Here is a 22408-nt window from a genome sequence, read left to right as displayed (position 1 = left end):
GGCCACTTTTTCCCTTGACAAAATTTGTGATTGCCCTTCTATTCAGGTGTCTGTCACACGCGCGACAGACACCGCTCGAAGCGCAATGCTAAAAGAGCAACAACGAAAACGCGGCCGGACCACGGCCGCGTTTTTCATTCCCGTCCGATCGGGACCGCTAGAAATCCGCACCCAGCGAGAGGTATGAGCGCGAGCGCGCCGACACCTCCGCGAAATCGGTCGACCAAGCCAGATCATAGCGGAGCACCACGAATCCGAGATTCGCCCGCATCCCGAATCCGAACCCCGCTTTCGGATCCGCCAGCCGACGGTGGCCGTTCTCGCTCGTGCCGAACTTGAAATCGCTGTCCGTCCACGCCGCGCCGAAGTCGGTGAAGATCACGCCCTGGATGTTCGTCAGCGCCAGCCCGAGCGGGAAACGCATGACGAAATAATCGATGAGCGGGAAGCGGAACTCCCAGTTGACCAGCCCGTAGCGGTTGCCCGAGAGCTCGTAGTACTCCACCCCCCGCAGCGGCGTCACCACGTCGAGGAAATACAGGTTCTCGACATCGTACACCTTCGCATCCACCGTCCGGTTCCCGATCCAGTTGGTCGTCCCCCCGAGGAAATACAGCTTGGGCGTCTTTCCGAACGACGCTCCGCCGGTCAGCCGCAGCGCCATCGAATAGGTCTTCCGGAAGTGCCAGTAGCGGCGGTAGTCGAAGCTCGCCGCCTGGAAGGCGATGTCGTTTGCATCGAAGAGATTGACGCCCGCCTCGACCGCCAGGCGCGCCCGCGTCCCGTTCACCGGACCGGTGATCCCCCACACGATGTTGTCGGCCACGTAGGCCAGCTCCCCGGTGGTCACTTTCGAATTGCGGTTCGGGCGCAGATCATACTGGTCGTGGTACTCCCGGTCGATGAAGATCTGCGCTCCCGAGAGCTGCATCCGGGCGAAGGTGGAAAACGGGTAGGTCGTGAACAGCTGGATCCCGTAGAACCGGTCCGAGAAGAGGTAGTCGTTGGCGTCGAGGTAGAAATTCTTGGTGTGGAAAACGCCGCCGCCGAAACTCGTGCGGTGGACGCTGTTGAAGTAGTACGCCTGAATGAACGACTGGTCGATCGTGTTCACCAGTTCGGTGGCGACATAGAACTGGTGGTTGCCGAGGTAGTCGGAGAAAATGAAATAGGTCTGACCGCGCAGACCGAAATAGGTGTCGTAGGCCACTCCCCCGCCGACATAATCGGGCGTGAATTTCACCTTGTACTTCTTCACCGCGTAGTCGCCGTCGGAGGCGGCCGCCGGCCGCTCATCGAACTTCTCCGGTTCCACCTGCCCCTCCCGCAGCGCCCGGATCGAGTCGGGCGACACCTCCTCGAGAACCGAATCGAGCGGGTCGCGGCGTCCCTCGCTGACGAACACGTACTCGCCGCCGTACACGCCGGTCTTCTTCACCACGCCGGCGCTGTCGGCCCGGGCCGTGTCGGCGGCCGCCGTGTCGGGCGGGGCGGCGGCGGTGGCGCCGGAGGGCGCGCCTCCGGTTGGGACGGCGGCGGTGTCGGCGGCCTGCGTCGAATCCGGCGCCGCCCCCAGGGCGAGCGAGTCTCCGCGCCTCTCCCCCTCCGCAAAGGCGGTCGCGGTGTCGGCCGCCGCCGTGTTGGGGCGCGCCACCGCGGCGCTGTCGACCGCCTCCTGGTGCGAGGCCAGAGCCTGCCCGGCCCGCTGTTTCACCGCCCGGTTGTACGCCCCCTTCACGAAATCCGTCGCCGCCAGCAGGCCGTGGTCACCTGAAGGCTGCAGATCCTCGAGCACGAAGATGTCGAACGCCCCTTCGTGGAACGCCTCAAACGCGATCTTCTCGTTGTCCGGCGACCACGAGAGGGATTTGACCCCGCTCAGGATGTCGGTGACCGCGAAGCACTGCCCGGTCGCGAGCACCTGGACATAGATGTTGTCGATCCCGTTCCGGTTGGAAATGAAGGCCAGCCGCGATCCGTCGGACGACACTTCCGGCGTCTTGTTCTGTCCGGGGCCGACGTCGACGGGCGCCACGGTCCGGTCGCCCAGGTCCACCCGGAAGATGTTGTAGTACCCGTAGACGAAGTCGCCCGGCATGAAGGCGCCGGGGGAGGCATACGGGTTGACCTCGGCCCGCGCCTCCGGCGACTGCGGGTGGGGCCGGTCGGAGGAAAACATCAGCGCGTTCGCGCCCGGCACCCACGAGGGCGAATTGTCGTCAAACCGATCGTCCGTGATCTGCTCCACCTCGTCGGTCGCGATCGTGTAGACGAACAGGTCCCGCTTGTAGTCCTTGAGCGCCGCAAAAGCGATCCGGGAACCGTCCGGCGACCAGGCCGGCGAGACGACGTTGTAGTAGGGGAGCACCCGTTTCACTTTCACGTCCCCCGAGCGCACGTCGTACAGGAAGATCGCGTCTCGGCCGCCGGACTTGGCGACGAACGCGATGCTCCGGCCGTCCGGCGACCACGAGATGCCCGACACGTAGGAATGGAGCGACTCGAGGTCCCCGGACCGCTCTGCTTTCACCAGCGTCTTGACCCGGCGCCCGTCCGCGGCCGAGATGAGCACGATCTCGGTGTAGTCGGAGCGGTCGGTGAAAATGGCGATCTTGTCCCCCTCCGGCGAGTAGGCCGGTTCCTCGTTCATGTACGAGCCGTCCTTGCGCGCCTTGGTGAGCTGCCGCCCGATCTCATCGGCATTTTTGCGGGACGCAATCTCCGGCCAGTAGTGCCGCTTCATCTCGAGCGAAAACTCTTTCCACAGTTTCTCCTGGTCAATCCCGATCGCCTCTTTGAGCGCCCGGTCCATGGTCAGGTAGACCTTCCCCTTGCGCAGGATCTCCCCCAGCTTGTCCTCGCCGTATTTGTCGGCGATGTACTTGATCATGGCCTGCCCCTGCTTGTAGGCAAGGTAGCCGCCGACATAGTCGGGCGGGGCCAGGTAGCCGTTGATCGTCGCGTCGCGCACCACCATGTCGGCCCAGTAGTCCCAGCCGTGCCGCGAGGAGTACTCCGCATAGCCCTCGGCGAACCAGAGCGGGAGATTGAACAGCCGGTTGCGCGAGATGAGCGAGGACAGGGATTTGCCGAAAAGGAGATCGTAGATGACGGCGTGGGTCAGCTCGTGGTGGAGCACGTGCCGGAAATCCTCGTAGGATCCGGTGAACGGGATCACGATGCGGTTCTTGAAGGCCTCGGTGAAACCGCCCACCCCTTCGGGAATGAGACTGGAGATGATGTTGGTCTGCTGGAAATCGTTGTGGGAGTTGTACACGAAAATCGGCACCGGCTCCTGGAGGTGGTAGCCGAGCTCCTGGGTGATCTCCACGTAGGCCGACTCGAGCACGGCGGCGGCGAACTTGGCGGTCGGATACGCCCCTTCATAGAAATGGATATCGAAGTGGCGGGTCTGGATGTACTCCCAGTCGAAGTTCTTGTACCGGACCTTGTTCTTCCCGAAATACGTTTCCTGGGCCGGGGCGGTCCCGGAGACGACCAGGGCGGCGGCCAGGGCGAGCAACGGGGCGAGAATGTGGGATTTTCTCATGTCGGGCATCACCTTTTCGGTTTTGGGCCGCCGCGGCGCCGCCGGGGGAAACGACCGGCCCGCGGTCCGGTCACGGGAGAACCGGGCGTCTTACTCCGCTTCTCTGGTTATATCGGCGCCAAGAGCGCCGAGCTTTTCCTCTATCCGGTTATACCCCCGGTCGATATGATACACCCGGAGTATCTCCGACCGACCGGCGGCCGCCAGGGCCGCCAACACGATTCCCGCCCCCGCCCGAATGTCCGACGCCATCACGGTCGCCCCGCGCAGCGCGGAAACGCCGTTGATCACCGCCTCGTCGCTGGACACGCTGATGTCCGCCCCGAGGCGGCGCATCTCCATCGTATGGCTGAACCTGTCTTCAAAAACAGTTTCCCGGATATGCGAGGTTCCCTCGGCAATACAGGCCATCGCCATAATGCAGGCCTGCAGGTCGGTCGGGAAACCGGGATAGGGAAAAGTCGTCACCCGCACCGGCTGAAGCCGTTTCGGGCCGGCGACGGTCACGGTGGTGCGTGTGGCCTCCGATGTGCAGCCCATCTCCCCGAGCTTGTGGAGCACCACCCGGAGGTGCTCCGGGTCGCACCCGGCGACTTTCACCCGCCCACCGGTGATCGCCCCCGCCATCAGAAACGTGCCGGCGACCAGCCGGTCTCCGGACACGGTGTACTCCACCGCCTTCAGCCGCCTGACCGGCTCGATCACCACGTTCGGCGTGCCCGCGCCCGTGATTCGGGCTCCCGCCTTGTTCAGAAAATTGGCGACGTCGACCACCTCCGGGTCGCAGGCGGCGTTGGCGATGAAGGTCCGCCGTTTTGCGAAGACGGTGCCGAAGAGGAGGTTCTCGGTGCCGGTGTGGGAGGGCCGGTCGAAATACACCGACCCCCCCGCGAGCGGCTTGGCCTCGGCGATGACGTACCCGGCCTCCTCGGTGACTTTGGCCCCGAGTGCCCGGAACCCTTTGATGTGGAAATCCACCGGTCGGGCGCCCAGCACGCAGCCGCCCGGCAGCGACACGCGGGCCCGGCCGAGGCGGGCGAGAATCGGCCCGAGCACGAGGAACGACGCCCGCATCTGGCGCATCAGCTCGTACGGCGCGGTATTCTCCGTGATCTGCTCGGCATTGACCGTCATCACCTGCGCCTTCGGATCGTACGTGATCTTCGCCCCGAGGTGCTCCATCACCTTGATCGTGGTGAAGATATCGCGGAGCGGGGGGACGTTGCGAATGACGGTTTCCCCCTTGTCGATCAGGAGCGCGCCGAAAATGATCGGCAGCGCGGCGTTTTTCGAACCCTCGACCCTGATCTGCCCGGTAAGCGGCCGCGATCCGTTGATAACCAGCTTGTCCATCGACCCTCACATCCTTGGCGCCGACCGCCACTCCGGCGTCCGCCGGCCGCGGCCCTCCGCCAGGGCGCGCTCCCCTCCGCCCCCCGGCAGCGGCGCGATCGCGGGCGCCGCGTCGCGGCCTCCGCGCCTTCTTGACTGTTTTGAGGGCCAATCTGATTAATGGGGCCCGCAAAAGAAACAAAAAAGCCCGCCCGCCCCCTCAGGGGGCCCCGGATTTTAGCGTCCCCGCCCGCCGCAGCGGGCGGGGTGCTTCCGTTGGTCTAACAACGACGGCCGACTCGCAGCCGCTACTTTACCAAAAGCATCTTCCGGGCCGGCGACACGACATCCCCCTCGAGACGATAGAGGTAGCATCCCGAGGCCGCCGGCGCACCGTCCTCCGCCCGCCCGTCCCACATCACGGCGTGGTTCCCTGGGCCCAAGCGGCCGCAGCGCAGGAGCCGGACCAGTTGCCCCGCGGCGTTGTAGACGGCCACCGCAACGTCCCCGGCCTCGGCCAGACGGAACGCGATCGTCGTCGCGGGATTGAATGGATTCGGATAGTTCTGCGCGAGCGCGTACCCGGCCGGCAGCGGCGGTTCCGGTTCGGATACGCCCACCACCGGAAACGGGTCGACGTGTTCCTCGTTGAGGATCACGGTCTCGACCTCCAGCAGACCCGGCAGCGCACCGGGCTGCAGGATGACATTGCTGCTGCTGCAGTTGGTGAAAACCAGGAAGAGCAGGAAGCCGTTTTCCACGATGCTGTCTTTGGCCGTCGCCGCGGCCACGGCGATCTCGCCGAAGGCCGAGTCGCAGCCGACGAAGCGGATCCAGTTCTGCAGCAGGGTCCCGGTCCACTCCATCCGCTCCCAGTGCAGCCGGTCTTCATCGTAGGCCAGGTTGACCTGCACCCCCTGCAGCCAGCCGCCGATCGGGGCCTTCATGAGCGAGTCTACGTAGAGGCCGATCCGCAGCGTGTCGCCCGGGGGCAGGCTGGTGACCGGCTCGGGGTTGGTCGCCCACTGGAACGGCAGGCTCATGCCCCACGCGGGGGCGCCGGCGAGCCCGATTGCCGCGGCCAGGATGATTGCGAGTGTATTCTGAGTTCGTCGCATGGCAGTTCTTTCTGATCAAGGTGAACGCATCCTCACTTCACGAGGATCATCTTCTTCGACCGTGTGAAGTTGGCCGTCTCAAGCCGATACAGGTAGACGCCGCCCGCCACCGGCCGGCCGCGCTCGTCCGTCCCGTCCCAGACATAGACATGCGGTCCGGGCGGGAGCGGCCCGAGGTGATCGCGGCGCACTACCTGGCCGAGTTGATTGTATATGGAAACCACCGGCGCCTCCGCCCGCCCGAGCGCGAAGCGTATGGTCGTGCCCGGGTTGAACGGGTTCGGGTAGTTCTGCGCGAGGTCGTACCCGCGGGGCGTCTCTCCCCCGCCGGGCGGCGTCGAGACCAGCGAGGTCTCGTTGATGCGAAAACGAGTGACCCGGCCGACGGGCACGGGCGGCGGCAACCCGGCCGCCTTAGCCAGCGTCAGGCGAAACACCGTACCCGAATCGGCCGCCAGGGGGAGGGTGCCGGCGACCGCCAGGGCGAAGGTGCCGGCATCGGCATCCAGGCGATCCACAAACTGCTCCCCCCACCCCGCCACCAGTGACGCGGTATAGTCCACGTCGCGGATCCGCACGCAGGCGGGATCGAAACAGGCCTCAATTTCCAGGCTGTACACCGGTTCGGCAAAGTCGCTGATAGACCAGAGAATTGCTGATACGCCCAGGAGCGTATCGGCCAGCTCGTCGCACACCAAGGTGCCGTTCACCTCGCCCTGAACACCCGACACACCCGCCGCAAGCAGCAGCACCGGTAAGAAGGTGAGTCGTTTATGCATGGCTTTCCTCCGCCGGGAGCGGCCCTCGGCCGCTCCCGGCGTTCGCATGGAGCACCGTTACTTCAGAAGCATCATCTTGCGGCACTGCGTGAAACCGTCCGCCGTCAGCCGGTACAGGTAGACACCCGTCGCGACCGTCCGGCCCGAGCGATCCGTGCCGTCCCACGTGACATTGTGTTCGCCGGCATCCATGGCGCCGCTGGCGAGGATTTTCACCTCGCGGCCCAGGATGTCGTACACCGTCAGCGTCACCTGGCACGCCTGCGGCAGCGCGAACCCGATCGTCGTGGCCGGGTTGAACGGGTTCGGGTAGGCCTCGTGCAACGCGAACGAACGGGGCGCGGTCGGCTCGCCCTTGAGCGCCACCGTCACCGTGCCGTAGTTCGTTTCGTTCACCACCAGGCGCCGCAACTGCAGCGTCTCCCTGTCGGCCGCCACTTCCACCGTGCCGAGCACTGTGGTCGCGGAGACGCCGGCCGCGACGACGTGGCGGCTCTCCGCCTGCTCGGCGATCTGGGTGATCCAGTCCTCGCCCGGAGAGACAGAGACAAGCCGGGTCGAGGCCTCGACCGCGAAATCGAACGCAAAGGCCGGCTCACCCGGCACCGACAGCTCGTACGTCGCCAAGCCGTCGGCCTCGCCGATCAGTCGGACCGCCACCGGCGAACCGCTCTCCTTCGCCGGCGGGATCGTCATCCCGACACCCCAGTTGCCCGACACATCCCCCAGAACCACCGCCCAGAAGTTGTGCCCCGGGTGGTTGTCCTCCATCGGCTCGAACCAGTACTGCTCCTCGGGACAGAGGTACGGATCGGACTTGGTGAAGTAGTCGGTGACGAACAGCCAGTTAGTCTCCTCGTCCGCCTTCTTGGGGAAGTAGTCAAACTCGCCCACGAGGTACTGGAGGATCAGCGAGGCATCCATGCTGCTCACTTCGCAGCTGCCCGACACGTCGGCGGCAATGTAGTGGAACGGCTCGCGGAACTCGAAGGCGCCGACGATGTGCCGGAGGATGAGCGAGGCGTCGAAGGCCGTGATGGCGATCGGGTACGCATCCTCGTCGTCGTGCCACGCCCCGAGCGAGTAGTCGTAGCCGCCGGTGATGCCCGGAATGTAGTACGACCCCCGGCAGTCATCCTCGCACGGGATCACGCACTGGGTCTCGTAGGTCAGGTTGTCGATGACCGGCGCGATCACGAGCGTGGTGTCCGGATGGTAGTAGAGCGTGACGTCCGCACCGCAGATCGGCACGCCGTTGGCCATGTAGAGCACCTGGCCCGAGGCGCTCAGGAACTCGCAGACGAGGAAGTCGCCGATCGACTGGTTCCCGAGGTACACCTGCTCAGACCCGGGGATGCCCTCGTCCACGTCCTGGTAATACTGCTCATTATCGATGAACACGTAGTAAGGATCGGTCTCGTTGTACGTGAATTCCTCGACCATGAGATCGGCATTTTCGCCGGGGCTCCCGTTGATGTAGAAACCGATCCAGATGAGCGTCGTCGGATCGTCGAGGCCGGTGATGTCCTCGCAGTCGGCCGAGGCCGAGGCGATGTGGATGATGCCGCGCGCGTTGTCGATCTCGTAGAACACCGGTCCCCAGCCCCAGTCGTCGGTGAGCAACTCGCTGTTGGACACATTGACGGCCTGGAGGACGTCCTCGTCAAACGTCACCGTCATCTCGAAACCGCACATCGTCTCGTCCGGAGCGCCGAACGGATTGGCGGAATCGGGAAGATCCGTCGGCAGGTTGCAGTACGTCAGACCGGGATAGCCGATGGTCACGGTCGGCCGCACGAGCACGTCGTGCGACGGATGCACCCAGTACTCGGCGTCGTTGCAGCGGTAGGGAAAATCGACCGGGCCCGGGTCCGGGAACGCGGTCGGCGGGTGCTGCGTCCAGGTCGTCCATTCGATCGCGATCGGGAAGGCGATGAACCCCCGCTGGTACCAGCAGGTGTCCGGCGTCGACACGCGCACGCCCTCCACCATCGCCGAGGCGCTGCCCCACAGCAGCAGCAGGGCGGCGACGGCAAGAACGATTCCCTTAACCAAGTTTCTCATTTTTGTCCTCTGGTCATTCTGTGTTTCGGCTCTTTGTCCGGATTCCGGGGAGGGACGAACCCTCCCCGGAATCGACATTGCTGAAGGTTGTTTTGTCCGATAGCGAAGTCAGGATCGTTGCCGGCATCACCTCCTCCAACGTCTTTCAACGTTTCACTTTGTGGGCAAGTCCCTTTGGCAGTTGTGTGTGCGTGCGCGAATCCCTGCGCCGCTCGTCCGCTTCGGGCCGTTCGGCCCAATGATCGGCCGCCGGCCGCGGCGACGGGCGCTGAGGACAAGACTCCTCCCGTCGAATACACCCCGGCCTTCGGTCACCGGGCTGCAGCCGTAGTCAGCAGCACTCTTCCCGCATGAGAATAATCAAGCGTCGGAGACACACAACCCTGACGTCGCTCCGAACCTCTCCGATCAACCTTCAGCAAACACAGAACCTTGTTGAACAACCCTGCGATGTCAATGGCAGTGTAAGAAAAGGGCGCCGCGCTGTCAAGAGCTTTTTGCGGAGATGCTCATATATATTCTCACCCGCTCACCGGCTGCTCATACTCCGGCGCCGCCTCGAGGCTCTCTCTGACGCGCTGGAAGAACTCGATCGCCTCCCCCTCGCAGTAATCCGGTTTGGTCCAGGGGAGGCGGTGGAATTGGCCATGCGACCAGATCAGCTCGACCTGCGCGAATACGCCTTCCCGCAGGTAGAGCCGGTGGCTGAACTCGCGGTGCGAGGCGGTCGCCACCTGGTCGGGGGTGATAATGCCCGGATCGATATTGACGGTGCGGAATACGAAGTCGCCGACGACGTCGGCGAACTGCGGCTCCACCCGGTGGCACACCCCCTTGATCTCCGGAAGCGCGTCGCGGGGGAAGAGCCGTTCAAACGAGAAGAGACGGCGCTGGAGATTCTCGCCCATTTCCTCGCGGTAGAGTTCGCGGTCGGAGCAGGCGATCTCGACGGTTTCGTATTGCACGCGCCCGAACTTGCGTTCCAAAGCCCGCAGCCCGTCCGCCAGGGCATCCATGGAGGAGTAGATGATCGAGACGAAGAGCCGCCCCATCGGGGGTTTCTGTATACGCGCCATGCCGTACTATTTTGCCGCGGCGATTGGAAAATCAACCAAAAAAATCCGCCCCGCCCTCCGCCGCGGCGCCCCCCGCGCCGCGCGCCGATTCCCTCACCCGCCGGCCCCGCCGGGAAATAATTGTTGGCGGCCGGGTAAAAAGGTGTAAATTCCGGTTTGTTCGGACCCGGTCGGATGAAAACTGCCACGTTACCAGAAAGACAGACTATGCCCCGATTCCTCACCGCAACCCTCCTGTCCGCGCTTCTCCTGGCGGCTCTCGGCTGCTCCGAGTCGCCGCAGGAGAAAAAGCAGCGGTTGTTCGACGAGGTGATTGCGGCCGCCAACGCCTGCGATTTCCCGGCGGCGCAGAAATCGCTGCAGGGCCTTACGGATCTCGAGCCCACCGCGCCCTCGGCCCGCTTCGCCTCCGGCTATATTTTGGAGCGCCAGCTCCAGCACTACGATGCGCTCGGCGTCTATGTCGCCCTGACCAACACTTTTCCCTCCTTCACGGACGCTCACGCCGGCGCCTGGCGTCTCTACACCCGGCTCGGACTGCTGCCGGAAGCTCTGCGGGAGGCGGAGGCCCTCCGCGAATTGCTGCCGCATGACGCCGAGGCGGCGGTGATCCTGGCCCTGGCCCTCATCGATAGCAACCTTCCGCGGCGGGCGCACCCGTTTTTGGATTCGGCCGCCGCCGAGGGAGCCGACCCGGCCCGGGTAGCTATGATTCGGGCCCGCGCGTTCATCGCCGCCGACCAGCCCAACGCCGCCGACTCGGCTTATGAGGCCGCCCTGGTCGGAGCCGGATCCTCCCCCGAGGTCTACCTCCAGGCCGCCTCGTACCTGGAAACCGCCGGCCTGATCGACTCGGCCGTCACCCTCAGCCGCAAAGCTGTCGACCTCTCCAGAGGAGACGTCCCGACTCTCCAGCAGCACTTCGAACTGGCCGTTCGGCACAACTACTTCGCCGAGGCCGACCGGGTGCTCGCCCGGCTCCGCGGGGCGAAGATCCCCGAGACCGTGGTCTCGATGCTCGAGGCGTTCCGCTATGATGCCGCCCGCAGAGCCATGCCGGCCGGCGAGGCGATCGACCGGGTCATCGGCCTCGGCGGCGGACAACTGAGCATGCGCATGTACGAGTCGGCGATCAAGACGAAATACTCAAACGAGATCGTCCTCCTCCACAACATCCAGACCGTCTCGACCTTCCTGATCAACGAGGGGTATGACCGGGAATTTCAGGAAGCGGTCTTCTACCTCCTCGCGCTGCAGGCGGCTGACTGGCTCCGCGGCAAAGAGGCGCTCGTGCAGTGGGAGCAGATCCGGCCAATGTACTGGAGCCGCCCCCACATCGCCGCCCGGCACGCCTGGGCGCTGTTCGAATCGGGGCAATTCGACATCTTCGCAACCGAGGTCGAGCAGATTCACCGGCTCCACAGCAGCCAGCCGGAGTGGCTCGCGGAACTCGGCGACGTCTACGCCGACATCATCCTGCACCAGTACGACACCGCGGCCGCCCTGTACGAACGGGCGCTCGAACTCAATCCCTGGCACCGGCCGGCATTCACCGGATGGGTCGGCATGCTCCGCCGGCTTGACCGATTCGACGAAGCCGCGAAGCTGTTCGACCGCTACCCCCACTTCCCCGAGCGCTTCCCCGCCCTCGCCATGCTGGAGGGGATATGCCTGGCGGAAGCCGGGCAGCCCGAGCGCGGGCTCGAGGTGTACCTGATGAATGCCCCGCAGAATCTCGGCGACGAAGCGATGTTCCAGAACTTCTTCGAGGTCCTGACTTTCCGCGCCTACCGCGAGCCGATGCGCCGCGCGGCCGAATGGATCATGGAAACCGGCGCCGAGCACCCCCACATTCTGGCCCTGGCCGCCCAACTGCGACTGGAGCTCGGCGACTATCCGGGGGCAATCGCGGCGGCCGATGCCGCGCTGAAAGTTCTCCCGGACCTGCTGGACGCCAAGGCCTACCGCGCCCGCGCCCTCTGCGGCACGGGCGACGTGGACGGTGCAATCGCCACTCTCCGCGCCAATCTCGACCGCGACCAATTCCATGTCCCCTCGACCTACTGGCTCTCGCGCATCCTGGCCGAGCAGGGGCGCGAACCGGCGCAGGCGCAGGATTTCGCCCGCCGCGCCCTCTTCGACTCCAACCAGGGTATCCGCGAGTGGCTCAACCTCAGCTACGTGTACCAGGTGACCGGCCGGTACGACCTCGCCCGCGGCGAGGCGATCAAGATGACGCGGTCGTTTGCCGGCGAGCCCGGCCCGCTGTTCCGGCTGGGTATGGCGCTCTACCTTGAGAACAAGCCCGACGAGGCCCGGCTGCGACTGCAGGAAGCCATCGACCGGGGACTGGCGGGCGATGATCTCGCCGAGGCGCGCCGCGTGCTCAGCACGCTGAAATCATAGGCGGCGCCGCATGACGCACCGTCCGCAGACAGTCCTCGTCACCGGCGGGGCCGGCTACATCGGATCCGTCCTCGTCCGCGTGCTCCTGCGGGCCGGCCTGCGCGTCCGCACCATCGACAACCTGAGCTGGGGCGGCGAAGCTCTCCTGGGAGTGCTCGGCGATCCCTCCTTCGAGTTCGTCTTCGGCGACATCCGCAAACAGTCGGCCGTCGACGCCGCACTGCGCGGCGTGGACAGCCTCGTCCACCTCGCCGCCGTCGTCGGCGATCCCGCCTGCCGCCGGCAGCCGGAACTGGCCGCGGCCGTGAACGGCGAAGCCTCCGAACTCCTCCTCGCCCGCGCCCGTGCAGCCGGCGTCGGCCGCTTCGTCTTCGCCTCGACCTGCTCGAACTACGGGCGGGCGCCGGACGGCGCGGTGTGCGACGAGGATGCGCCGCTGAGGCCGATCTCGCTCTACGCCGAACTCAAAGTCGCTTTCGAGCGCCGCCTGCTGGCCCTTGAGGCCCCCGGCCTGACCACCGTCTGCCTGCGCTTCGCCACCGCCTACGGCCTCTCCGGCCGCCCCCGCTTCGATCTGACCGTCAACGAGTTCACCCGCGATCTCTTCCTCCGCAAGCCGCTCGAAATTTACGGGGAGCAGTTTTGGCGCCCGTACTGCCACGTCGCCGACCTCGCGGCCGCCTGCTGTCTCGCTCTCGCGGCGCCCCCGGAGGCGATCGACCGCCGGGCCTTCAACGTCGGCCACACCGACGAGAATTTCCGAAAGGCGGATCTCGTGGCGATGATCCTCGCGCATCTGCCCGACCGCGCCGGGCTGGTCACCTTCGTCCGCCGCGAGGAAGACCCCCGCGACTACCGCGTCAACTGCGACCGCATCCGCGACACCCTCGGATTCATTCCGCGGCGGCGCGTGGCCGACGGCATCCGCGAGATCGTCGCCGCGCTGACGGCCGGTCTCATCACCGATCCGGAAAACCCGCGCTACCGCAACGTGTGAGGCCGCCGATGTCTGAGTCTGTCGATATCGAAGCTATCATCCTCGCCGGCGGCCAGGGCACCCGGCTCTATCCCCACACGGCGGAGATTCCCAAGCCGCTCGTGACCGTCGGCGACCGCCCCATCATCGAGATCCTCATTCACACCCTCCGCCGGCGCGGCATCCGCCGCCTCCGCCTGGCCGTGAGCCACCTCGCCCACCTGATTGAAGCGGCGCTCGGCGACGGCCGCGGGCTCGGCGTCGAGATCACCTACTCCCGGGAGCCCCGTCCCCTGTCGACCATCGGCCCGCTCACGCTGATGGAGGATTTGCCCGAACATTTCCTGGTGGTCAACGGCGATATCCTCACCGACCTTGACTTCCGCCGCCTGTACGAAGGCCACCGCGAGCGCGGCGTCGTGGCGACGGTCGCGACCTGCCGCCGGGAGAACCGGGTCGACTACGGCGTCATCGAGACCGATGCGCAGGGGCGGCTCGCCGCCTTCCACGAGAAACCGGCGCGCACCGTGACCGTCTCGGCCGGCGTCTACGTCTTCTCGCGCGAGATCCTCCGCTATGTCCCGCGCGGCGAGCGATTCGGATTCGACGATCTCATGGCGACCCTGCTGGCGCGCGGCGAGCCGGTCGCCACGTATCCCATCGCGGGCTACTGGCTCGATGTCGGCCGCCTCGAGGATTACGCCGTCGCCAATCAGGAGTTCGATCGGATCAAGGCGCTGCTCCTCTCCGACCCCGGCTGAACCGTGTCCCCCGGCGCCAGCCTGAGGAGCGAGGCTGCCCGGCGGTACACCCGGTCCCGCCCGATCGGCACGTTCCAGTAGCGCCCGTTTCGCCACGACTCGTTGAAATCGAAAAAGTGCGGGCTGAGCGGATGGCCCGAGTTCCCGGCCGGAAGCACCATCAGCGCGCCCTCGACGTCGGCGAAATCCAGGATAAACCGCCAGCTCGGCCCCACGATCGTCTCGAACCGCCCCGGCTCCGGCTGCCGGCAGAAGGACGAGTTCAGCGTTCCCGAGGTCCCTCCCCAGGGCCAGGGACCGAACGCGAGATCGATCAGCCCTCCGATCACCGGGGCGTCCGCCATCGGATGCCGCATCTGCAGCGTCTGCATTTCCCCCCACGTCCGACCTCGGGCGATGTCCAGCGCCTCCCGGAGCGCGCGGCCGGCGATCTCGTAGCGGTTTTCGATCCGCCCGGCCGTCGTGCGGTCATCGAGCCACGTGCTGTCGCCGCCGAAAAATACCTGGTCGACGGCGGCAGTACCGAGACCCTCACTCCCCTCTCCCAGCTCGTCGGCGAACACGGCCGGCCCCAGGCGCATGAGAAACACCCGGACCAGACCCGCCGCGCGCGAGGCTGCGTCCGCCGAACCGTCCCACGACGCGACGGCCGCGAGCGCGCCGGTCGTGTCGCCGATCGCGGCGCCGACTGAGTCGATCAGCCCCTTCCACCGCAGCGCGTAGGCGTCGATGCGGTCAAGCTGGAATCGCCGCATGTCGTCGGCCGTGAACCGCTCCTGCGACCGCAGGAGCGCCTCGATCCGCACAATGCGATCGATCGCGTACGATCCGGGGATGTCCGGTCGCTCCGCGGTCCGGTTGTTGCAGTTGGCCAGCCATCCCTCGGGCGGGTTTTCGCACCACGGCCGTTCGTCGCCCGAGAGGTACCCCTTCCAGTCGTCTTCGGCCGCCCACCCCGCGAGCGGCGCGTAGGGCGACGCCTCGCCGCGGCGCGGCACCGGGCTGCCGAGCTGGTACCCAATCGTTCCACCCGCATCCGCATAGAGCCAATTGGCATTGAGCGCGCCCATCGCCGTCACCGCCCCGCGGAACTCCGCGAACGTGCGGGTCTGCATCAGCTCCCACCCGGCTGTCGCCGCCCGATCGAGGTCGGCCTCAAGCCCCGCCCACCGACAGACCACGAGCGAGTCGCGGCCCGACCACTCCGGGTCGACCGCCCCGTGCCGCGTGAACCGCAGCTGGATCACCGCTCCCGAGTCGGACCCGGCGATGGCGACCGTGTCCCGGACGACCTCGATCCGGCTCCAGACGAGCGAGTCGGCGCCCCGCGCGGGATCGATGCGCTCAAGGTACTCCTCCGGGTCGCCGGGGTTCACCCGCTCGACGTAGTAATCGACGAGGTCGACTCCTCCGGCGGTGAAGGCCCACGCCGCCTGACCGTTGTGACCCATGACGACGAACGGCAGCCCCGGGATCGTGACTCCCACCGCATCGAGCTGAGGCCGCCGGGTGTGCAGCCCAACCGCGTACCAGAACTGCGGCAGGCGCGTCAGTTCCAGGTGCGGGTCGCTGCAGAAGATCGCCTTGCCCGAGGCGCTCCGCGCCGGCGCCACGGCCCAGGCGTTGGACGACCGCGCCGGGGTGAACGCCTCCGCCCCCCCTCCGAGGTTCAACCGCCCCGCCGCCTCGGCCCGCTCCCCGCACCCCGGCGGCAGCGCCCCCGAGGGGTAACCCAGTGGCAGGCTGTCCAGCACGCCCGCGCGACCTTCCCGCACTAGTTCGGCGAAAAAGTGGTCGCGGTTCTGAAGGGCGTCCGAGTACCAGGTCATGAAACTCAGCACCGTCAGGCAGTCGTACACCCGCCATTCCTCGGCCTCGGTCCGGAGGAGGAGGTACTCGAGCGGCCGGCGGCCGCGCGCACGATAGGCGTTGATTCCGTCGGCATACGCCTGGAGGCGAGCCTGGTTCTCCGGCGAGAGTTTTGCGAGGGCCGCCCGGGCGAGGCGCGCGTGCCCGTCGCGCCGCCGCTCGCTGTCGAACGCCGCCGTGGCCGCGCCCAGCAGTTCCGACAGCCACCCCTGCGCCACGCGGCGCGTGAAATCGGCCTGGAAGAGCCGGTCCGCCGCGTGCAGCCAGCCCAACCCGAACAGACCGTCGTGGGCCGTCTCCGCCCAGACCTGGGCCACGCCCATGCTGTCGAATGTGATCTCGATCGGCCCGTCGAGTCCAGCCAGCCGGATTTCGCCGTCGCACGGCGGCAGCGTCCCGTCCAGCGTCGCCCAGACCGCAATCGCGAATCCGACCGCGAGCCCCGCGAACACCAGCGCCGCCCCGCCCAGCATCCGTCGCGTGCGCGGCGTCATGGGCCGCACCTCCGCCTGTCGCCCGGCCGCGGGGCCGGGATGCGCGGACTCTCCTCCCCGGAGGTGCGGAAATGTGGTTTGATGTCCACCCCCTGCCTGTCAGCGCGGTCCGATCATGAACCCGCCCGGCCGTCGACCGGCGAGGGTGCGAGGGAATCCAGAAGTTCGAGGATGCGATCGATCTCGAACGGCTTGCGGAGAAACCCGTCGGCCCGGGCGGCGGGCGTCGCCGGCCCGAGCTCCGCCTCGCTCATAAACGCCGTGATCAGCACCACCGGGAGCTCCGGGTGCCGCTCCTTGATCGCCTGCATGAGCGCGATCCCATCCATGCCGGGCATCTTGATGTCGGTGATCACCGCGTCAACCGGACCGTTCTCCAGCTCGGACAGCGCCTGCGGACCGTTCTGCACCGCGCACGCCGTGAACCCGTGGCCGGTGAGCGTGTCGGCGAGCATCTCCCGAAACAGATCGTCGTCGTCCACCACCATCACCCGGCGGATCGGATGCTCCACCCGCTCCTTCCGCCAGTGCAGCGCGTCCGAAATGAGCCTCTCGATGTGCGAGATTCGGAACGGCTTGGCCAGAAAACCGACCGGCGACGCCTGCCCGATCACCTCCGGAGAGGCGACCCCGGTGATGAACAGCACCGGGAGATCGGGGTAGAGGCGATTGACCCGCTTCAAAAGCGCGATCCCGTCCATGCCCGGCATCTTGATGTCGGTGATGACGAGATCGAACGACCCCTGGGCGAGCCGCTCGAGCGCCTCGATCCCGTCGGCCGCCGCCGTCACCCGGTACCCGAGCGTGTCGAGCGTGTCCTGCAGCAGCTCGCGCAGGAGCGGGTCGTCATCGACCACTAGTAACCGGATCGGCGTGTCCACCATACTCAGGAGCGAATCAGGCCCAGCAGTTTCGCTTTCTGCACCTCGAGGATCCTGGGGCTGTCGGCCTCGATATTCAGCCGCAGCAGGGGCTCGGTGTTGGACGGCCGGAGATTGAACCAGAAGGTGTCGTAGGCCACCGTGAGGCCGTCGATCCGGTCCTGCCGGCCGTCGCCGTAGGCCTCGGCGATCGCCTCGATTTTCGCCTTCTGGTCGGCCACCCGGCTGTTGATCTCGCCCGAGCGGACATACGGATCGAGGTCGCGCACCACCTCGTCCAGCGGTCGCCGCTCCTCGGAGAGCAGCTCGAGGCAGACAAGGAACGCGATGAGGCCGGAGTCGGCGAACCAGTTGTCGCGGAAATAGAAATGCCCGGAGTGTTCGCCCCCGAAAATCGCGTTGTGCTTCTTCATGAGCGGCTTGATGAGCGCGTGGCCGACCCGCGTCCGGATCGCCGTCCCCCCCATCCGCTCCACCAGTTCGGGAACCGCCCGCGAACAGATCAGGTTGTAGAGGATCGTCTCCCCCGGATGTCTCTTCAGCAGCGACTTGGCCACCATCGCCGTCACCATGTCCCCGCCGATCTGACGGCCCTTGCGGTCCACGAGGAACATGCGGTCCGCATCGCCGTCGAACGCGGCCCCGAAATCCGCCCCCGTCTCCGCAATCGCCCGGATCAGGTCGGCCAGGTTCTCCAACTCAATCGGCGAGGCGGGGTGGTTTGGGAAAGTCCCGTCCAGCTCGAAATAGAGCCGCGTCGTGCGGATCGGAAGGCGGTCGAGGACCGGCGGCACGGTCCGCCCGGCGATCCCGTTGCCCGCATCGATCACGACGTGGAACTCCCGGACGCGGGAAATGTCGATGAACGAAAGGCAATGGTCGGCGTATTCGGAGAGGATATCCTTGCGCGCCACCACCCCCGGAGAGGGGGAGCGGGGCATCTCCTCGCCGTCCTGGATAAACCTGAGCACCTGGTTGAGGCCCTCCTGGCCCGAGAGCGGCACAGCCTCTTTGCGGCAGACCTTGAACCCGTTGTATTCTTTCGGGTTGTGGCTGGCGGTCACCATCACCCCGCCGTCGTAACCGAATTTCCCGACGGCAAAATAGAGGGCGTCGGTGGAAATGAGACCGAGGTCGATCACGTCGGCGCCATAGTCGTTTATCCCCCGGGCGAGGTGCTCAAAGAGCAGGTCGGAGGATACGCGCATATCGCGACCGACCGCGATGGATCTCGGTTTCAGCACGCTGGCCAGCGCATAACCGATGCGGTAGGCCAGGTCTCCGTTGAGCTGGTCGGGGACGGTGCCCCGGATGTCGTAGGCTTTGAAGATCGACGGGTCAACTGCCATAGCGGGTCCTCACTTTTGCTCAAGATAGCCGCGCGCGCCGACCGGCGTCAACTTTTAATCCGATAACGCGGGGCGGGCCAAAGGGTTCGCCGAGGGCCGGACCGCCGCCGGGCGCGCCCGGTTTTTTTGACGTATCCGTTGCCGATAGCCCCTCTTTGCACTTGCATTTTCGCCGGCCTTCATTATACTATTGGGCCGTTGCCGATTCGCCTGCCCCTGGAGACAACGGGGAACAGAGCGAACCGCGATGGTCCTTGCGATGTTGCCGCAGGCGCCCGTAAGGGGAACCTGAGACCGGGCGGTTAGCTCAGCTGGTTAGAGCACCTGCCTTACACGCAGGGGGTCACAAGTTCGAATCTTGTACCGCCCAGAGAGACTTCGTCTGACGGTGCAGGATTGACTCACCCGCGCATGCGCGACTGATCGGCGCCGGCGCGGGGTGGTCGACTCCCCGAGTATGGGAGATGCCGGTGGCCCCCGGGCGATGCTGGACAGATGGGAATCGGCGGGCGAGGCCGATCGGTTCAAGCGAGGCCGATCGGTTCAGGCGAGACGCAAGGTGGATTGACCGAGCGATTGTTCGATGAGCCGGGGTTGTAGTTCAGTTGGTTAGAACGCCTGCCTGTCACGCAGGAGGCCGCGAGTTCGAGTCTCGTCAACCCCGCCATTCTCATATCTAATTGACCTCCACCACCTTAGCCGCTCCAGTAGTGTTGCGCCTGCTTGCTCCAGAGTGGATTTGATCTCGGATTTTGTTACCTTATACTGTGGGATCAATGAAAGATTGCCCCAAGAGCCTTAAACACGAAGCGGAGCGATCAGCAAGAAAGAGACTGCTCAAGCACGAGCATATCGCCCCTCTCACACGATATGTGGATGCTATCATTTCCCAACATCCAGACAAGAGCATTCCGTACTTCGATCCTCTGGACGGTGGCACCAGAGCGCAATGCCTGTTCGTATTGGAGGCACCGGGGCAAAATGCGGTAAGGTCCGGTTTCATTTCTCGGAATAACGACGATGAGTCGGCGAAGAACTTCTTTGAAATCAACGTGGAGGCCGGTATCCCAAGAGAGAAAACGATTACTTGGAATGTTGTGCCCTGGTATATCGGTACCGGCAAGAAGATACGACCGGCCACAGCAGATGACATCCGTGCGGGGCTGCCTTATTTGAATAGCCTTATAGATCTCTTGCCGAACCTACAGATTATTGTGCTCGTTGGTAAGAAAGCCCAGAGAGTGAAAAGGAAACTCGAAAGTCAATATGACTACATCAGGATATTCGAATGCTATCATCCGAGTCCGCTGGTTGTTAATACCAATCCACGGAACAAACAGAAGATCATAGAAGCGCTTAGACCCGTGAGTCACATCCTCAGTCAGGCAGCCAGAGCTTGATTGGCGCATTCCCTGAGAATCGCCAGCTGCCGAACACGCGCTACGCCGCACTGCCTATCACCCAGTTGCGGAACGCGTCTACGAGGGCCCGCCTTATCTATCCCCTTAACTCGCAATCGGTTATACGCTTACAAAAATAGCCAACCTTACTCTCCGTAAACTCGTGTTATCTCAAGTTGCCTGACGGCACTAATCCTGCCCGTAAGATCGGGCTACACCTGCACTCGCATCCGATACGCCACCCCGGGGCCACAGCATTCGTCCGCGCAGGTGGGCCACTGCGAGTCCTGCAGCGTGCGCTCGGCCACTCGACCCTGCGTGTGCGGAACGATACGTTCACGTAGACGACACTGACTTGCGAAACGCCTACGAGCAGTGCAGTCCGGCGGCAGAGATCAGAATAATATAGTCAATCCATTCAATCCGGACAGTAGACTGGTCATTCGAGTTGCCCATGCCATAGGACTTTAGCACGCTTGACTGCTTGGCGCAGGAGGCCAGATCGAAGACAGTTTCTTGTGTAATAGGAACCCTGTGTTCAAGGTTTGCCAGGCCGAAGCAACGACGATAGATGACCTTGCCCTGCTGAGTGACCACCACTGCCGCACCCGGCTCGTCAGGTACTATCTCAGGGGCGAGCAGGGTGACAACTTTGCAGGCAAACCGATCGTAGTCGTCATTCTCACCGCAGGACGTGGTCGGGGCTAGTGGGACAAGCAATATGGCGGCTAACAGATACGAACGGACAAATGGAAGACGCACAATGGAACCTTTACAACCACGGCTTTTGTGGACAGAACGGCATACCAGTATCCTGGGTATCGGGTTCAGCCTGTCGGTACACGCATCAGGGTGAAGGCCTCGCACTACAAGGGCATGGGTGGCAATCTGCCTACTGTTCTTCAAGTGCCTGCTTTACTTTTTCCAAGAGCGGTTTCTCCCACGAATACATGGCCTTGATTCGCTCTCCTTCGGCGACAACCGTCCTTGCGGCCTCCTGGTTTTCGGAGTTCAAATAGGCGGCTGCCAGCAACCCATACGTGTGGGCAAACCGCGGATATTCTGCCCGCAAGATTTCCAGTAGTTCGATAGCCTGCTTGAATTCATCTCTGCTAACGTATTCTCGCGACAACTCCAGCATTTCCACGACGCTGAAAAAGTAGCGCTGGTCCCCGCCCTTAATCTTGCTTCTGAGGTCGTTTACGGCGAATTCGAATCCGGACTTATCAAGGTTCATCTTGAATTCCTGCACGAGGGAGGTCCGGATTCCATCGAGACTGGCTGGTTCCATTTGTGGTTCCGGCCTGCCCGTTTCAAGGAAGAGGAGAGCAAACTGCAGAACGCGATCCTGACCTGAATCAATGTCGGCCTGGGTGTTTGTGATCCGCACGTCAGGAGGAATCCCCACCCCATCCCAGCAGACCCCCTCAAGATCAATGGTGTACTTGTGAGCGACCCATAGCGTCCAGCCATTCGGCAGCCTTTCCGGATACTGAGCCGCTAAGGCGCCCTCAGTAAGGTCGCCGACAATAGTGACATGCGGCAGGACCCGCATAGCCAGGACAAACTCCTCAGCAGCGCTCGCCGTGTGGCGGTCGGTCAACACTACCATGGGGCCAGTGAACTGAATCGGGCCGGCCGGCTCGATATTCCGGTATGTAGGCGGTAGATAATCGTCGTGTTTTTCGCCGTAGCGATCGAAACTCGTCGCGAAATGCCGTTTACGATCGGCGAATCGGTCAGCCACCAGCTCGCTGTTCTCTGACTTGCCTCCCGTGTTATCGCGAACATCGACAATCAGCGCGGAGGCAGCAGCAAATCCTTTCATGCAGCCGTCTATCGCGGCGCTCAACTCGTCGGGCTTGCTCTTGAAGTTGCGAAGATACATGTAGCCGATCTGATCAGTCAGCCAGCCGCTCAACAGACGGCCGTCGAGCGCCGTGTCCGCTGTTCCCTTCAGGTAGTGGGACTCGATCAATTCCCGGGAGAAGCCGACACGCGGCAGACCCTCGGTCAAACCGCAGCAGGTGCGACTCGTGTCGGTCTGAATGCACACGTGGGCATCGTTCAAATGTCCAAGCATCTCCAGCAAGATCCGGTGCAGGTCGCCGTCGCTTGTTTCGGCAGTGATCTGTGGACGATAGACCCTATAGAGGGCCGCCCAGTCGACGTGTTTACTACCAAACTGGCCGTAAGTACGATCCACTGTTTGCCACACGTGGTCAAACACCGTCTCGGGGCTGGCAACCGTTCCGGTCTCCTGCGCATGCATCAGCAAAGGGAGCATTAGCAGTGCCAACGACAGGCAGCTGGTCTTGAGCATTCGCGTCTTCACATGAACTCCTCGGTTAGG

At 64.5% G+C, this 22408-nt stretch carries 16 protein-coding genes and 2 tRNA genes; 7 read left to right on the top strand and 11 right to left on the bottom strand.

Annotated elements, in window-relative coordinates:
* Positions 1 to 157: 157 nt before the first annotated feature.
* From KA261_07945 to KA261_07920, 6 genes are all read right to left on the bottom strand, one after another.
* Positions 158 to 3550 carry a PD40 domain-containing protein gene (locus KA261_07945; GenBank protein ID MBP7697729.1) on the bottom strand — a complete coding sequence of 1131 codons (3393 nt, stop codon included), beginning with the start codon at positions 3548 to 3550 and terminating at the stop codon, positions 158 to 160.
* Between the two features lie 90 nt (positions 3551 to 3640).
* Positions 3641 to 4903 (bottom strand): UDP-N-acetylglucosamine 1-carboxyvinyltransferase, encoded by a 1263-nt coding sequence (gene murA, locus KA261_07940; protein ID MBP7697728.1) that lies wholly within the window; start codon positions 4901 to 4903, stop codon positions 3641 to 3643.
* 287 nt (positions 4904 to 5190) lie between these two features.
* Positions 5191 to 6000: a hypothetical protein gene (locus tag KA261_07935; GenBank protein ID MBP7697727.1), complete on the bottom strand. Its 810-nt coding sequence runs from the start codon at positions 5998 to 6000 to the stop codon at positions 5191 to 5193.
* Positions 6001 to 6032: 32 nt separating this feature from the next.
* Entirely contained in the window at positions 6033 to 6779 is a 747-nt protein-coding gene (locus KA261_07930; GenBank protein ID MBP7697726.1) for a T9SS type A sorting domain-containing protein, read from the bottom strand.
* A gap of 57 nt (positions 6780 to 6836) precedes the next feature.
* Positions 6837 to 8843 carry a T9SS type A sorting domain-containing protein gene (locus KA261_07925; protein ID MBP7697725.1) on the bottom strand — a complete coding sequence of 669 codons (2007 nt, stop codon included), beginning with the start codon at positions 8841 to 8843 and terminating at the stop codon, positions 6837 to 6839.
* 521 nt (positions 8844 to 9364) lie between these two features.
* The gene (locus tag KA261_07920; GenBank protein MBP7697724.1) at positions 9365 to 9919 is read right to left on the bottom strand and encodes a DUF4416 family protein; all 555 of its coding nucleotides are present in this window, start codon (positions 9917 to 9919) and stop codon (positions 9365 to 9367) included.
* Positions 9920 to 10126: 207 nt separating this feature from the next.
* Between KA261_07920 and KA261_07915 the strand changes: the two genes are divergently transcribed.
* From KA261_07915 to KA261_07905, 3 genes are read left to right on the top strand one after another with little or no spacing between them, the layout of a single operon-like run.
* A complete protein-coding gene (locus KA261_07915) occupies positions 10127 to 12325 on the top strand; it encodes a tetratricopeptide repeat protein (GenBank protein MBP7697723.1) in 2199 nt (732 codons plus the stop codon).
* 10 nt (positions 12326 to 12335) lie between these two features.
* The gene (locus KA261_07910) at positions 12336 to 13322 is read left to right on the top strand and encodes an NAD(P)-dependent oxidoreductase (GenBank protein MBP7697722.1); all 987 of its coding nucleotides are present in this window, start codon (positions 12336 to 12338) and stop codon (positions 13320 to 13322) included.
* 26 nt (positions 13323 to 13348) lie between these two features.
* Positions 13349 to 14062 (top strand): NTP transferase domain-containing protein, encoded by a 714-nt coding sequence (locus KA261_07905; protein MBP7697721.1) that lies wholly within the window; start codon positions 13349 to 13351, stop codon positions 14060 to 14062.
* Here KA261_07905 and KA261_07900 read toward each other — a convergent pair.
* From KA261_07900 to KA261_07890, 3 genes are all read right to left on the bottom strand, one after another.
* Positions 14014 to 16425 (bottom strand): penicillin acylase family protein, encoded by a 2412-nt coding sequence (locus tag KA261_07900; protein ID MBP7697720.1) that lies wholly within the window; start codon positions 16423 to 16425, stop codon positions 14014 to 14016. The two genes, KA261_07905 and KA261_07900, sit on opposite strands and share 49 nt — an antisense overlap.
* Before the next feature lie 113 nt (positions 16426 to 16538).
* Positions 16539 to 17309, bottom strand: a complete 771-nt coding sequence (locus KA261_07895; GenBank protein MBP7697719.1) for a response regulator — start codon at positions 17307 to 17309, stop codon at positions 16539 to 16541.
* 2 nt (positions 17310 to 17311) lie between these two features.
* Positions 17312 to 18655, bottom strand: a complete 1344-nt coding sequence (locus KA261_07890; GenBank protein MBP7697718.1) for a phosphomannomutase/phosphoglucomutase — start codon at positions 18653 to 18655, stop codon at positions 17312 to 17314.
* A gap of 296 nt (positions 18656 to 18951) precedes the next feature.
* Between KA261_07890 and KA261_07885 the strand changes: the two genes are divergently transcribed.
* The 4 genes from KA261_07885 (at position 18952) to KA261_07870 (ending at position 20399) form a co-directional block, all read left to right on the top strand.
* Positions 18952 to 19025, top strand: a tRNA-Val gene (locus KA261_07885).
* Between the two features lie 220 nt (positions 19026 to 19245).
* Positions 19246 to 19322, top strand: a tRNA-Asp gene (locus KA261_07880).
* Positions 19323 to 19431: 109 nt separating this feature from the next.
* Positions 19432 to 20055, top strand: a complete 624-nt coding sequence (locus KA261_07875) for a uracil-DNA glycosylase (protein ID MBP7697717.1) — start codon at positions 19432 to 19434, stop codon at positions 20053 to 20055.
* 176 nt (positions 20056 to 20231) lie between these two features.
* Entirely contained in the window at positions 20232 to 20399 is a 168-nt protein-coding gene (locus KA261_07870) for a tyrosine-type recombinase/integrase (protein MBP7697716.1), read from the top strand.
* Positions 20400 to 20421: 22 nt separating this feature from the next.
* Here KA261_07870 and KA261_07865 read toward each other — a convergent pair whose 3' ends face one another.
* Positions 20422 to 20817: a serine hydrolase gene (locus KA261_07865; GenBank protein ID MBP7697715.1), complete on the bottom strand. Its 396-nt coding sequence runs from the start codon at positions 20815 to 20817 to the stop codon at positions 20422 to 20424.
* Positions 20818 to 20947: 130 nt separating this feature from the next.
* Positions 20948 to 22390 (bottom strand): S41 family peptidase, encoded by a 1443-nt coding sequence (locus KA261_07860; GenBank protein ID MBP7697714.1) that lies wholly within the window; start codon positions 22388 to 22390, stop codon positions 20948 to 20950.
* Positions 22391 to 22408 lie beyond the last annotated feature (18 nt).

This window comes from Candidatus Zixiibacteriota bacterium, assembly GCA_017999435.1.
Classification (GTDB): Bacteria; Zixibacteria; MSB-5A5; order GN15; family FEB-12; genus JAGNLV01.
This window is presented reverse-complemented; position numbering and strand designations above follow the sequence as displayed.

Bases quoted from the DNA above. Each gene is read 5' to 3' on its own strand.
- KA261_07945 (MBP7697729.1), bottom strand. From the start codon at position 3,550: ATGAGAAAATCCCACATTCTCGCCCCGTTGCTCGCCCTGGCCGCCGCC.
- murA (MBP7697728.1), bottom strand. From the start codon at position 4,903: ATGGACAAGCTGGTTATCAACGGATCGCGGCCGCTTACCGGGCAGATC.
- KA261_07935 (MBP7697727.1), bottom strand. From the start codon at position 6,000: ATGCGACGAACTCAGAATACACTCGCAATCATCCTGGCCGCGGCAATC.
- KA261_07930 (MBP7697726.1), bottom strand. From the start codon at position 6,779: ATGCATAAACGACTCACCTTCTTACCGGTGCTGCTGCTTGCGGCGGGT.
- KA261_07925 (MBP7697725.1), bottom strand. From the start codon at position 8,843: ATGAGAAACTTGGTTAAGGGAATCGTTCTTGCCGTCGCCGCCCTGCTG.
- KA261_07920 (MBP7697724.1), bottom strand. From the start codon at position 9,919: ATGGCGCGTATACAGAAACCCCCGATGGGGCGGCTCTTCGTCTCGATC.
- KA261_07915 (MBP7697723.1), top strand. From the start codon at position 10,127: ATGCCCCGATTCCTCACCGCAACCCTCCTGTCCGCGCTTCTCCTGGCG.
- KA261_07910 (MBP7697722.1), top strand. From the start codon at position 12,336: ATGACGCACCGTCCGCAGACAGTCCTCGTCACCGGCGGGGCCGGCTAC.
- KA261_07900 (MBP7697720.1), bottom strand. From the start codon at position 16,425: ATGACGCCGCGCACGCGACGGATGCTGGGCGGGGCGGCGCTGGTGTTC.
- KA261_07895 (MBP7697719.1), bottom strand. From the start codon at position 17,309: ATGGTGGACACGCCGATCCGGTTACTAGTGGTCGATGACGACCCGCTC.
- KA261_07890 (MBP7697718.1), bottom strand. From the start codon at position 18,655: ATGGCAGTTGACCCGTCGATCTTCAAAGCCTACGACATCCGGGGCACC.
- KA261_07875 (MBP7697717.1), top strand. From the start codon at position 19,432: ATGAAAGATTGCCCCAAGAGCCTTAAACACGAAGCGGAGCGATCAGCA.